The organism is Mucilaginibacter sp. MD40, from assembly GCF_002288635.1.
Classification (GTDB): Bacteria; Bacteroidota; Bacteroidia; order Sphingobacteriales; family Sphingobacteriaceae; genus Mucilaginibacter.
On sequence record NZ_NRSW01000001.1, the window covers coordinates 2,933,426 to 2,945,960 of the forward strand.

Consider the following 12,535-nt stretch of genomic DNA (forward strand, 5'->3'; position numbering starts at 1 on the left):
AAAGACTTTAATCTTCATTCAATAGTTTCCCGCTGGCGCACGCATACCAACTTTGCCCCACACCTACCCCTTAAACCCCACCTCTCCCTAAACCAAAAAGCTAACTTCACCAGGCCTATTAACGCGGGCACTTCTACCAGCGGACCAACTACGCCTGTAAAGGCCTCGCCGGAATTGATGCCGAATACGCCTATGGCTACGGCTATCGCCAGTTCAAAGTTATTGCCGGTTGCGGTAAAGGCTATCGCTGCCGAGCGCGAGTAATCGGCCCCAAACCATTTGCCGATAAAAAAGCTGCACACAAACATCACCGCAAAGTAGATCACCAGCGGTATGCTTATCCGCAACACATCCAGCGGAATTTTCAAGATCAGTTCGCCCTTCAACGTAAACATCAGCACGATGGTGAACAACAAGGCGATCAATGTAACCGGCGATACCAAAGGCACAAAGCTGTTTACAAACCAGTCTTTACCTTTGGCTTTAATTAAAATGAACCGGCTTGCTACCGCGGCTAAAAACGGTATGCCCAGGTAAATGCCAACGCTTTTGGCTATATCTTTTATGGTAACGTTGATATTGAATCCCTTAAGCCCGAACATGGGCGGCAGCACGGTGATAAACAGGTAAGCCAGTACGCTGTAAAGCAATATCTGGAAGATACTGTTCAAGGTGATGAGTCCGGCGGCGTATTCACGGTTTCCTTCGGCCAATTCGTTCCATACTACCACCATGGCAATGCACCGGGCCAAACCAATTAAAATAAGCCCCACCATATAGTGCGGATGATCGCGCAAAAAAACGATGGCCAGCAAGAACATCAGCACCGGGCCAACTATCCAGTTTAAAACCAGGGATACGCTTAACACCTTCAGGTCTTTGAAAACCTCCCCTATTTTGGTGTAATCAACCTTTACCAGCGGCGGGTACATCATCAGTATCAAACCAATGGCTAAAGGTATGTTGGTTGTTCCGTTTGAGAACGAACCTACAAAACCTGACGAGGACGGTACAAAATATCCTATAGCCAGGCCAATTACCATGGCGCTAAAGATCCAAACGGTTAAATACCTGTCAAGAAAGCTTAATTTTTTGCGCTCTGCAACCGGCGCACAGTGGTTTGGCATTAGCTTAAATATTTATCGGTAAACTCCCTGCAATAATCCTTAATCATCTCCCGCACTCTGCGAAACTCCGCCATTACTTGCTCCTCTGTCCCTTGCGCTTTAGCGGGATCGGGAAAGTTGTGGTGCAGTTTAACGGCATTGGTTGGAAAGTATGGGCAATTCTCTTTGGCGTTATCGCAAACGGTGATCACGTAATCAAAAGGCACATCGGCATACTCATCTACATTATTTGAAGTATGGGCAGAGATATCGATACCTGCCTCTTTCATGGTAGCAATGGCCCGCGGATTTACGCCGTGCGTTTCAATACCCGCGCTGTAAATATTGGCTTTCCCTTCGGAAAAATGGCGCAGATAGCCCTCGGCTATCTGGCTGCGGCAACTGTTGCCGGTGCAAAGCACTAATATATTCTTCATTTAAATAATTTTGATATTAACAGCATCCCGGCGGACAACAGGCAGCCACAGGTTTCTCTGCATAAACGGTAACGCTGAAAATGCCTGTGCTACCGGCTTTAAAGCTTTCCAGTTCGGCAGTGCCCAGGTACTTGTTCAGGATATCATCGGGCACCACAATAACTTTCTCTTTTTGTACGGTGATGTTGGTAAAGCCATTGCTTTTTATCAGGCCCAGGTAAATATCCTTTTGGATAGCGCCGGCCACACAGCCCGCGTACATTTCGGCATCCTTGCGCAAAGCATCAGGCAGGTCGCCAACTAACACCACATCAGATATACTGAAGTGCCCGCCGGGTTTAAGCACCCTGTAAATTTCCTTGATAACGGCATCTTTATCGGACACCAGGTTAAGTACGCAGTTGCTTACAATAACATCGGCAATGTTGGCGGTTACCGGCATGTGCTCAATATCACCCTGCCTGAATTCCACATTGTTAAAGCCCAGCTTTTCGGCGTTAGCCCGCGCCTTATCTATCATAGCCGGAGTAAAATCAATACCGATCACCTTGCCGGTCTCGCCGGTTTCGGCACGGGCTATAAAGCAGTCGTTACCGGCACCGCTGCCCAGGTCTATCACCACATCGCCCTTTTTAATTTTGGCAAATTGGGTAGGCAAGCCGCATCCCAGGCCGAGGTCGGCATCGGCGTTATAGCCTTCCATCTGGGTGTAATCGTCACTCATGATGTTATAGATCTCGGTTGAGCATCCCGTTGCCCCACAGCATGATGATGCGTTAACATCCTTATCCTGCAAGGCTATCTCGCTGTACTTTTGCCTTACAATTTCCTTTAGTTGTTCGTTGGTTTCCATCGTAATATTGCGATTAATTGTTCCAATTTTTTTTAGCAGCAGCTATTAATATCTTTATAAGAAGCGAAAAGCTGGTTCAGTTCGGCTTGCAGGCTTTTCCATGCTTTGGGTTCAATACAATAACAAACACTAACGCCCTCTATGGTGCCTTGTATCAAACCGGCATTCTTAAGTTCTTTTAAGTGCTGGGAGATGGTTGCCTGCGCCAGGCCGAGTTCGGTAACGAGGTCGCCGCAGATGCAGGCATTAGCTTTGATGAGTTCCTGCAGAATGGCAATGCGAGCCGGATGCGCAATAGCCTTTAACTGCATAGCCAGTTTGTTCTGCTCTTCGGTATAGATCTCTGATTTAGTAACGCCCATATCAATCGCAATATTACGATTAACATGAGAATCAAAAAATTTTGATTACATTTTTTTACTTCAATGATATTTAAATAAGAATTGGTGATAATACTACCTTTGTCAATCAACACTATGGAATACCATTACACCATCAAACATTTTAACGAGCTAACCACGCATGAACTTTACGCCCTGCTGCGTTTGCGTTCCGAGGTTTTTGTAGTGGAACAAAACTGCCCCTACCTTGACCCGGACAATAAAGACCAGCAAAGCCATCACCTGCTATACTATGTCGGCGAACAGCTTGCGGCCTACACGCGTTTACTGCCTGCCGGATTATCTTTTGATGAAGTGTCTATCGGCAGGGTGATCACCTCTCCTGCCTACCGCGGAACCGGGCTGGGTAAGAAATTGATAGAAGCTTCTATTGAGGGTTGTTACAAGCTATTTGGCCGCCAGCCTATACGTATTGGAGCACAACTCTATCTATTAAAGTTTTACCAGTCGTTTGGGTTTGTTGAGCAGGGTGATGTTTACGACGAGGACGGCATTCCGCATGTGGAGATGGTGAAGGGGGTCTGAACTCGAGCTTTCTTGCTTTAGATAACAAACCCCTAACCCCTCTCGAGAGGGGAATGAATGCGCCGACTGCAAACTTAAAACTGCAAACTAACACCCTATCGCTTAAAATGCCCGATATGCCACAGCACTCCCGATGGATCGTGCACGAAGCATTCATCGCCCCATGTATCAACACGTACAGGCGATACCCGCGAGCCGGGATATTTTGATGGTAGGTCAAGCGCCTGCAGTTCTTCATAATAACGCTGGGCATTGTCTACCTCCATAAAAACCATGGTATTATCCACCCAGTCTTTATTGTAATACTTTTGCAGATAAAACGCAGTATCGCCCAATTTAAAAACCGACATATCGGGCGAGATCACGAACTCCTCAAAACCCCATTCGCGGTAAAACGCCCGTGACAGATCAAAATCCTTTGCTCCTATAAACGGCCTGATGCCTTTTGCGTTGTGCTGCATAATGTTTATCAATTGGTAATAAGTAAAGCTACATAAATATCATGATTGTTTAATGAGCCTTCCCTTAAAAGCAAAGAGCCTGTTGATAAACAACAGGCTCTTATGCTATAATTAGAATTCGACTTATTTATTGTTATTGCAGCACGGCATTAATACCGTCCACTACGCCGGTGCCCCCTTTAAGGTCGTATAATATTACCTGGGCACTTTTACCCGCCGCGTTGGTGATCTGCAGCTTTTTATCAGCGGTTACAGAAAGGGTTAGCGTTTGTCCGTCCAATGTGGTAACTGTGGCTTTACCTTTACCGGCGCTAAGCGCCTTAATTAAACCGGCCTTATCGTACGTACCATTCACCACGTGGCCTTTTAACACTGTAGCCAGTTTTGCAGGATCGCTTTTTAAAGCATCAAGTGTTCCTGCTGGCAGAGCGCTAAACGCGTTGTTGCTTGGTGCAAAAATAGTATAAGGGCCACCTATTGTTAAAGCCGAATCAAGCTTGGCCGCTTTCACCAGCTCAAAAGCGGTTGAATAATCTGAGTTGCTTTGCAAGGCCTGTACAACATTTGCTGCGTCAGCAGGTGCGGGTGTTGTGGTGGAAGTTGTAGTTTTTTTGGCGGTATCGGGGGTAGTTTGTGCAGATGCTGAATTAGCAGCAACACCTATAAATAAAACCGCACCCAAAGCTAAAATTGATCTTTTCGCGTAATTCATAAACTAATCTAATGTTTGGTTAATGCGTATTTTTTTTCTTCTATAGGCTTCGATTATTACTGAATAAACAACTGTTTAAACGTAAAAAATGTTTGTAAGATTGCCCTGCAGCAGACCTTCAAATCAAAAGAAAAGGTTTATAGACTGGTTTACAGCTATTTAAAAATGGATATTTTTAGTCTTTTAAGTGTTTTTTATAACTTTCAAAAATGAAAAACCACTCTATCCTTATTATATTATTTATTATTGGCCTGGTTGTATCAGCCGTTTATCCGCACGACTACTTTACCTGGTTGCTTGAGGTTTTTCCGGCGATAATCGGGTTTATTATATTGGTGGCCACCTACCAGAAATTCAGGTTTACCAACCTTACTTACTGGTTTATCCTTTTGCATTGCTACATCCTGTTTATTGGCGGGCATTATACTTACGCTGAAGTACCTGCTTTTAACTGGCTGCGCGATGTTTTGCATCAATCGCGCAATAACTATGATAAGGTTGGGCATTTTGCGCAAGGTTTTGTACCTGCAATGATCGTTCGGGAATTGTTTATGCGCAAACAGGTTATCAATAAAAAAGGATGGCTGGCATTTTTAACGGTATGCGTTTGTATGAGTATCAGCGTAACTTATGAATTTATAGAATGGTTAGTGTCGGTACTTTCAGGTTCGTCGGGAGATTCCTTTTTGGGTACACAGGGCTATGTTTGGGATACACAGTCAGACATGCTTTTTGCAACAATTGGCGCTATTTGCATGGTTATTTTGATGAGTGGCATACAAGATAAAGCCATCAAAGGGCTTCAAACTAAATAAAAAAATTGCATATCCTCACTTCGCCTCGCGCGGAGCTTTGTGGATATGCAATTTCAAACAATAAACTAAGCACTCACTACACCTATCCTTTTTAACAATTTGCGGTTTTCGCGACGGTGTATCAAGCGATATACCATTGCGTATATCACCGGCAATATTAATAGGGTAAGTATAGTAGAAGTCACCAAACCACCTATCACCACAATGGCAAGGGGTTTTTGGGTTTCGCTGCCAATACCGGTTGATATTGCAGCAGGCATTAAACCAATGGCGGCCATCAGGGCGGTCATTACCACCGGGCGCACGCGTGATATCACACCTTCAAGAATGGCCTCATTCAGTGGCATACGTTCCTCCAGATTCTTTTTAAATACAGATATCAGGATCACACCATTTTGGATACATACGCCAAACAGCGCTATAAAACCAATACCTGCCGATATACTAAAATTGATCTGTGTGATGTGCAGGGCCAAAATACCACCAATTAGCGCAAATGGTACATTCAGAATAACCAGTATAGCATCTTTAGCATTACCAAATGTTATATACAGGATAAGGAATATCACCAGTAAACATATAGGCACCACCCGGGCCAGCGTATTAGATGCACGTATCTGATTCTCAAACTCACCATTCCAGGTAAAGGTATAACCTTTGTCAAGCTTAACCGCTTTACCTACTTTTTGCTGTGCTTCGGCAATGGTACTACCCAAATCACGACCACGAACCGAGAACTTAACGGCTATATAACGGGTGTTATTATCCCTGTAAATAAAAGCCGGGCCGGTAAGCTGCTTTATGGTAGATATTTCTTTAATGGATATTTTTGAGCCGTTCAAAGTAGGAACCATCAAGTTCTCTATTTTCTCCTGAGTATCACGATATTGCTTTTGGTAACGAATCCGGATATCAAATTTACGCTCACCCTCATAAAGCTGTGTGGCAGCCTTACCGCCGATAGCCATTTCTATCACAGAGTTTGCATCAGCCGTAGCTACGCCGTAACGCGCCATTTTTTGCTGGTCAAGCTCAATCCTGAACTCTGGCTGGCCAAGGTTACGCAACACGCCAAGGTCCTCAACACCTTTTATTTGTTTAAGGGTAGCCATTACTTCATTTGCTTTTTTATCAAGCGTTGTAAAGTCGGGGCCAAATATTTTTACAGCCATTGATGCAGGTACACCCGCCACGGCTTCGGCAACGTTGTCAATTATTGGCTGTGAGTAATTAAACACAATGCCGGGGAATTGGCTTAACTTCTTATCCATTTCGGATATAAGCTCCTCCTGCGTTATGTGGCGTTTCCATTCTTTTTTCGGCAACAGGTCAACCTGTATTTGCACATTAAAGAAACCTTTTGGATCGGTACCGTCATTGGTACGGCCCACTTGCGACATAGTTTGCCTTACCTCGGGAAACGAACCCAGGATCTGCCTCATTTTATTGGTTACATTAACAGATGCATCAAGTGATGTACTCATCGGTAATTGTGCGGTTACCCAAAGGGCACCCTCATTAAGTTGAGGGAGGAACTCTGTACCCAAAAACTTGGCCGATACAAATGTTAAGGCCATAAAGGCAGTTGCGCAAATGAGGCTTAACTTTTGGTTTTTATACGTAAAATTGAACATTTTACGTATACCATTCTCAAAGAACAATACCACAACATTATGCTTCTCCTTAACGTTCTTTTTTAGCAGGATGCTTGAAAGCGCAGGTACTAATGTTAGCGTAAATATCAATGCGCCCAATAATGCGAAGGCCAGCGTGTAAGCTAAAGGCGAAAACATCTTACCCTCAACCTTTTGGAAAGCGAAGATCGGGATCAAACAGGTGATAATAATGAGTTTGGAAAAGAAGATCGCCTTACCCATCTCTGCTCCCACGTTTTTAAACAGTCCCAGCTTGGCTATCTTATTAAATTTCTCCATGCCCAGCTCTTTGGCACGATGGTCCAAGGCAACAAATATCCCCTCCACCATTACCACAGCACCATCTATGATGATACCAAAGTCTACCGCGCCCATTGATAGCAGGTTGGCTGTCATGCCTTTGATACGCATACACATAAAAGCAAACAACAGCGCCAACGGTATAATGATAGCTACAGTAAGCGTAGTACGCCAGTCGGCCATAAACAGGAAAACGATAACGGTAACTAATACAATACCTTCCAACAGGTTGTGGATAACTGTTTCCGTACAGAAGTCCATCAAGGTGGTACGGTCATAGAAGGTATCTATCTTAACACCTTTTGGCAAAATGTTATCATTAAGCTCGGTAACTTTTGCGCGAATGCGGGTTAGCACATCGGCAGGGTTCTCTCCTTTACGCATTACCACAATACCTTCAAGTACATCGTTATCCTTATCGCGACCAACCTGACCAAGGCGAGGCAAGCCACTTTCTTTTATATCCGCAACGTTCTTAACCAGTATAGGTACATTATTAACGTTTTTAACGATAATGTTCTCTATCTCGCCAATATTATTGATCAAACCTATACCACGCACCACAAATGCCTGGTTATTCTTTTCTATCACATCACCACCCACATTGATGTTACTGCGGTTAACCGCGTTATAAACATCAAGCGATGTAAGCTCATATTTGCGCAGCAAAGCAGGGTTTACGCTAACCTCATATGTTTTTTCCTCGCCACCAAAGCTGTTTACATCTGCAACACCCGGGATGGCTTTAAACTGGCGGTCCAGTATCCAATCCTGTATGGCGGTAAGTTCGTGCAGGGAGGCTGTTTTACTTTTCAGCGTATAGCGATAGATCTCTCCGGTTGGGCCATAAGGTGGTTCAATTTCTGGTTTTACACCATCAGGAAGCTCCACGTTCATGATACGGCTCATTACCTGCTGGCGCGCGAAGGCATCGTCTACATCATCATCAAAAATGATACGCACGTATGATAAACCGAATGATGAGGTTGTACGCAGATTGGCCTTTTTTTGCACAGAGTTTAGAACGGTCTCCATGGGTATGGTTACCATTTTTTCTATTTCCTCGGCACTGCGGCCCGGCCATTGCGCTATAATAATGATCTGCGTATTGGTAACATCCGGAAACGTTTCAATTGGGGTATTCATGTAACTCCATACGCCTATAACGGCCAGTACAGCGGTCATGAAAAATACCATCGCCCGGTGCCGTAGCGAAAAGTATATGATATTTTTAATTAGCTTGTTCATTGTTGAGAGAGTCAGGAATCAGGAAGTCAAGAGTCAGGACATCGGCCCTTTTCTATCTTGTCTTTCCAATCCTCATTTCTAATATTCTTTTAATTCGTTCTTTCCTGGATCTTGATTCTTAGCATCTTGCTTCTATTATTCCTGTGTTAAAGCATTGTACAGCAATAGCTGACTTTTAGAAACCACCTTATCGCCAGGCTTTAAGCCAGATGCTATATAGGTTACATTATCAACCGTCTTGATCACATTAACCTCTCTCACCTGCAAATCGCATTTGCTGTTATACAGCACCACAAAATTTTTGCTATTGTCAAATATCACCGCCGATGCGGGAACCGATACAGATGTGGCAGCTTCTTTATTGGTTACTATCACATTGGTGAACATTTCAGGTTTCAATAACATTTCGCTATTATTGAGCGCGATACGCACTTTCATCACCTTGTTATCAGGATCCAGCACAGAGCTTACCTCATCTATTTTGCCATTAAATACCTTATCGGGGTACGCAAGGGTAGTAATCTTGGCATCATATCCTTTTTTAACCTTGGCAATATCTGTTTCAAAAACGTTGGCCCATATCCACACATCTTTCATATCTGATATGGTGAAAAGGCTGTTATTATTATCGGGGCGTATAAAGTTGCCTGCCGAAACATTTTTTTCTACGATAAACCCATTACCCGGCGATTTAATTACAAGGGTTCCGCTGGCGCTGGTATTACCACCGCCGTTAATAGCTATCTGCTGCTTAATTTTCCTGTTGGCAGCAGTGGCTTTATTATAATTCTCCTTAGCCTCAGTATAATCGCGCTCGCTTGATATACCATTCTTAAACAGGTATTCGGCCTGGTCTAATTGCCTTTTGGCTATACTGAGGTCTGAGCGGGTAGCATCCAGGTCGGTATAATTACCGGCTACATCGGCGCTGCGCAGTACAGCAAGCGTTTGGCCCTTTACAACTTTATCACCCAATGATACCTTTACCTCCAATACCTGGCCACTGGTTGTAGGAAATATTTTCACCACTTTATTTTCATCAAATGAAACTTCTCCCGAAAGAGTAAGTTCATCCTGCATTGGGGTACTTTTAGCCGTATCTATCTCCACCATCTTGGCCAGTGAATCACTTATACAAACCTGTTTGGTTTCCATTGTACCGGTTTTCTTTTCGTGGCAGGCGGTTAGGCCTAACATAACCAGGCCCATATATATGATTTGCTTTTTCATTTATCTTTAGAAAGTGTATTTGTGTGTTTGGTACTTTATTGGTTGATTATAGTGGAGTTATTACTGTTGCGCCTACAGCCAGGTTAAGATCGGCTATAGCCTTTTGCAGGTTTAGCTGTTGCTGTAAGATTTTAAGCTTGGTTTCGCGATAAGAGTCAAAAAAATCGATAAACTCCTGGAGGCTTATCTGTTTTATCTGGTAAGCTTTGGCCATCCCGCGATAAATCTGGTCGTATTTATCATAGAAATCCGTTTCCTGCCTGCCTAACATTTGCTGGCTCAGTTTATATTGCTGCACGGCGGTATACACGTCGTTATTGAGCTGTATCTCGCTATTTTTAAGAATATATTCCTGACTTTGAGCCGCCAAACGTGCATTCTTTATATTTCCTTGGTTGCGGTTTAATAAGGGAAGCGGCAGGCTTATCTCTAAACCAACATAGTTACGCGCGTAGCTGCTGTTTTGGTCATACGTGCTTCCTATGGTAATATCCGGCACGGCCATGGCTTTTTGCAGTGCAAGGTTATGATTGCTCTGATCTAACAGGTAACGGTTGGCCAGATAATCGCCACGGTTAGCTTTAGCCTGTGCAATAAGGTCTGTAGTATTTATAACCGTGTCTCTCACACTAAAGGTGATCTGCGGGGACAGGAACTTTGATTGGTCGGTTACCAAAAGGGTTTTCAGCTCGCTTTGCAGATCGTTTATTTGCCTGTCAATCTCAACCAGGTCGTTTTGCAGGCCAAATAACAGAGCCTTTAAACGCACCAGATCCTTTAATGAATTATTACCGTTCTGGTATGATTTATCAATGGCCTTAACCATGTTAGTGGCTGATGCTATCTCCACCTCATAAACCTTACGCTGATCAACCAGATTAGCTATCTGAGAAAGATCAAGTAGCAGGTTGTAACGAAGGTTGCGCATCAGGTCATTAAACTGGGCCTGCTGTATCTGCACACCATCCTGCGCTACCTGCACCTCTTTCCCACGTTTGCCGGCAATTTTAAAAACCTGGCTCAATTGCACCATTATCTGCCCTGTGCCATTGCTATGGTTAAAAAACTTTTTATTAGCATCAGTAATATTCTGATCGGTACTTAGTGTGGGGTTATCCCAGAGTTTTGCCTGCTTCACTAAGGCTTGGGCAGCATCAACATTATACTTTTGAGCAATAAGTTGTAAGTTATTGGTGAGGAATAGCTTTTCGGCTTCCTGTGTACTGATTTTTAATGTATCTGTTTGGGCTGATGCGGCATGACCTGTAATAAGGCCCAACACCAGCAAAGCGGATACCTTGTAGTATTTAGTTAACATTAGTGCTTTTGTTTGATACTACCAAAACTATCGCACATATATTAGAGCCACATTAAAGTGGCATTAAAAAAGGATTAGAATTATTAACATACTTTTAATGTTGCGAATTATGGCTGAATTCCACTAAAAATGTGCTGCCTGATACACCGTCAGATAAGACGTTGATTGTCCCTTTAAAAAGTTCTATTATTTTGCTGGTGATGTACAGGCCTATTCCACTGCCACACACTGAGCTATCTTTATTTACCCTTACGAAAGGTTCAAATATACGCTCAATATTTTCTGCGCTGATGCCGGGGCCACTATCAGAAACAGCTATACGAATGGATTTTTCAGTGGCTTCAAAAGCCATACTTACTGGCTGAGAGTTGGAATATTTGAACGCGTTATCAATAATATTATTAAGCGCTATATAAAGCATTTGTTTATTAGCCGGTATGGTTAGCCATTCTTCATTTTCGGGCAGGTCTGCTAAGCGTATTCGTAGGTTACCCTGCCCTTTGCGCATTGCCCATTGCTCCTCCAACTCCCATATAAGCTCATCTACCCTAACCGGCGATAATTTAGCACGGGTGTAATTGAGGTCGACCTGGGCAAGCTCCATTAAGCTACTAATGGTTTCCTGTAACCTTGCCCCATCACTCGCTATGGATGATAATATGCGTTGATACTCCTGTGGATCGCGCGCTTTTTCAAGCGCAACGTCTACTTCGCCCATTATACTCGTTAATGGCGTTCTTAATTCATGCGAAGCATTGGCAACAAAGGTTTGTTGCAGTTCAAAGGCATTCTGCAAATGCTCTAATAACCTGTTAAAATTATCAATGAGTTCGGCAATTTCATCTTTATTTTTTACTTGTTTAACACGCAAGTGCAGGTTGCTTGATCGTATACGCCGTATTTGCGTAATAATATTATCTACCGGGGAAAGGGCCCTTTGCGCAAACCAACGCCCGGCAAAGAATAAAATAATCCCCGAAACTACAAACAACACGCCAGCAATTTTCCCTAATACCGCCATGCGCCTGGGAGTATTCTCATCAATGGCTGCTGCAAGTATTACAAAATCGCCCTGGTTATCGTGGTAAAACTTACCTACTACCTGCCGCTTGCCTTCCTGGTACTGGATAAATCCATCGCGCCGAACCTGCTCTATAATATTTTTGGTCCAGTAAATATTGTGGTTTACTTTAAATGCCGACAGGTTATTTTTATCATAAACCCTTATGGCCTCATCGGGTAATTTTTCCAGATATTGCTCCTGCACCTGCACCATTGAGTCGGCATCAAGCTCATCTGCTTTTAAATATAATTGAGAAGCCAGATTAGTACGGTCGGTAAGCCTGCTATAGAAATCGGCCACGAAGAAAGAATACACCGCAATATATAAAGCCACCAACACCAGCAGCAAAGCGCCCGAACTGATGAGTGTAAAAATTAGTGATAAGCGGGTCTTTATTTTCAATTTCAAATA

General features: G+C 43.5%; 12 protein-coding genes. 2 read left to right on the forward strand and 10 right to left on the reverse strand.

Going from position 1 to position 12,535, the window contains the following annotated elements; all coding sequences use genetic code 11:
- Positions 1–14 precede the first annotated feature (14 nt).
- Genes arsB through CKK33_RS13340 form a run of 4 tightly spaced genes read right to left on the reverse strand, consistent with a single transcriptional unit; the run spans position 15 to position 2,758 of the window.
- Positions 15–1,127 (reverse strand): ACR3 family arsenite efflux transporter, encoded by a 1,113-nt coding sequence (arsB, locus tag CKK33_RS13325; RefSeq protein ID WP_095704576.1) that lies wholly within the window; start codon positions 1,125–1,127, stop codon positions 15–17.
- Complete coding sequence (locus CKK33_RS13330) at positions 1,127–1,543, reverse strand: arsenate reductase ArsC (protein ID WP_095704577.1); 417 nt, start codon at positions 1,541–1,543, stop codon at positions 1,127–1,129. Before CKK33_RS13330 ends, arsB begins: the two co-directional genes overlap by 1 nt.
- Positions 1,544–1,559: 16 nt before the next feature.
- Positions 1,560–2,396, reverse strand: a complete 837-nt coding sequence (locus CKK33_RS13335; protein ID WP_095704578.1) for an arsenite methyltransferase — start codon at positions 2,394–2,396, stop codon at positions 1,560–1,562.
- Positions 2,397–2,428: 32 nt separating this feature from the next.
- Positions 2,429–2,758 carry a helix-turn-helix transcriptional regulator gene (locus CKK33_RS13340; RefSeq protein WP_095704579.1) on the reverse strand — a complete coding sequence of 110 codons (330 nt, stop codon included), beginning with the start codon at positions 2,756–2,758 and terminating at the stop codon, positions 2,429–2,431.
- Positions 2,759–2,872: 114 nt separating this feature from the next.
- On the opposite strand from CKK33_RS13340, the gene CKK33_RS13345 reads away from it, so the two are divergent.
- A complete protein-coding gene (locus CKK33_RS13345; protein ID WP_095704580.1) occupies positions 2,873–3,322 on the forward strand; it encodes a GNAT family N-acetyltransferase in 450 nt (149 codons plus the stop codon).
- A 95-nt stretch (positions 3,323–3,417) separates the two neighbouring features.
- Here the strand turns inward: CKK33_RS13345 and CKK33_RS13350 are convergent, their stop codons facing one another.
- Positions 3,418–3,783: a glyoxalase gene (locus CKK33_RS13350; RefSeq protein ID WP_095704581.1), complete on the reverse strand. Its 366-nt coding sequence runs from the start codon at positions 3,781–3,783 to the stop codon at positions 3,418–3,420.
- A 133-nt stretch (positions 3,784–3,916) separates the two neighbouring features.
- Complete coding sequence (locus CKK33_RS13355; RefSeq protein ID WP_095704582.1) at positions 3,917–4,495, reverse strand: fasciclin domain-containing protein; 579 nt, start codon at positions 4,493–4,495, stop codon at positions 3,917–3,919.
- A 209-nt stretch (positions 4,496–4,704) separates the two neighbouring features.
- Here CKK33_RS13355 and CKK33_RS13360 point away from each other — a divergent pair, with 209 nt between their 5' ends.
- Complete coding sequence (locus CKK33_RS13360) at positions 4,705–5,310, forward strand: DUF2238 domain-containing protein (protein WP_095704583.1); 606 nt, start codon at positions 4,705–4,707, stop codon at positions 5,308–5,310.
- A gap of 65 nt (positions 5,311–5,375) precedes the next feature.
- On the opposite strand, the gene CKK33_RS13365 is transcribed toward CKK33_RS13360, so the two are convergent.
- The 4 genes from CKK33_RS13365 to CKK33_RS13380 form a co-directional block, all read right to left on the reverse strand.
- Positions 5,376–8,513 carry an efflux RND transporter permease subunit gene (locus CKK33_RS13365; protein ID WP_095704584.1) on the reverse strand — a complete coding sequence of 1,046 codons (3,138 nt, stop codon included), beginning with the start codon at positions 8,511–8,513 and terminating at the stop codon, positions 5,376–5,378.
- Positions 8,514–8,648: 135 nt separating this feature from the next.
- A complete protein-coding gene (locus CKK33_RS13370) occupies positions 8,649–9,743 on the reverse strand; it encodes an efflux RND transporter periplasmic adaptor subunit (RefSeq protein ID WP_095704585.1) in 1,095 nt (364 codons plus the stop codon).
- Positions 9,744–9,789: 46 nt separating this feature from the next.
- Positions 9,790–11,061: a TolC family protein gene (locus tag CKK33_RS13375; RefSeq protein WP_095704586.1), complete on the reverse strand. Its 1,272-nt coding sequence runs from the start codon at positions 11,059–11,061 to the stop codon at positions 9,790–9,792.
- 94 nt (positions 11,062–11,155) lie between these two features.
- Positions 11,156–12,526, reverse strand: coding sequence for a HAMP domain-containing sensor histidine kinase (locus CKK33_RS13380; protein ID WP_095704587.1), 1,371 nt, complete (start codon positions 12,524–12,526; stop codon positions 11,156–11,158).
- Between the last annotated feature and the right edge of the window lie 9 nt (positions 12,527–12,535).

Coding starts and splice junctions, on each gene's coding strand:
- arsB (WP_095704576.1), bottom strand. CDS start 1,127: ATGCCAAACCACTGTGCGCCGGTTGCAGAGCGCAAAAAATTAAGCTTT.
- CKK33_RS13330 (WP_095704577.1), bottom strand. CDS start 1,543: ATGAAGAATATATTAGTGCTTTGCACCGGCAACAGTTGCCGCAGCCAG.
- CKK33_RS13335 (WP_095704578.1), bottom strand. CDS start 2,396: ATGGAAACCAACGAACAACTAAAGGAAATTGTAAGGCAAAAGTACAGC.
- CKK33_RS13340 (WP_095704579.1), bottom strand. CDS start 2,758: ATGGGCGTTACTAAATCAGAGATCTATACCGAAGAGCAGAACAAACTG.
- CKK33_RS13345 (WP_095704580.1), top strand. CDS start 2,873: ATGGAATACCATTACACCATCAAACATTTTAACGAGCTAACCACGCAT.
- CKK33_RS13350 (WP_095704581.1), bottom strand. CDS start 3,783: ATGCAGCACAACGCAAAAGGCATCAGGCCGTTTATAGGAGCAAAGGAT.
- CKK33_RS13355 (WP_095704582.1), bottom strand. CDS start 4,495: ATGAATTACGCGAAAAGATCAATTTTAGCTTTGGGTGCGGTTTTATTT.
- CKK33_RS13360 (WP_095704583.1), top strand. CDS start 4,705: ATGAAAAACCACTCTATCCTTATTATATTATTTATTATTGGCCTGGTT.
- CKK33_RS13365 (WP_095704584.1), bottom strand. CDS start 8,513: ATGAACAAGCTAATTAAAAATATCATATACTTTTCGCTACGGCACCGG.
- CKK33_RS13370 (WP_095704585.1), bottom strand. CDS start 9,743: ATGAAAAAGCAAATCATATATATGGGCCTGGTTATGTTAGGCCTAACC.
- CKK33_RS13375 (WP_095704586.1), bottom strand. CDS start 11,061: ATGTTAACTAAATACTACAAGGTATCCGCTTTGCTGGTGTTGGGCCTT.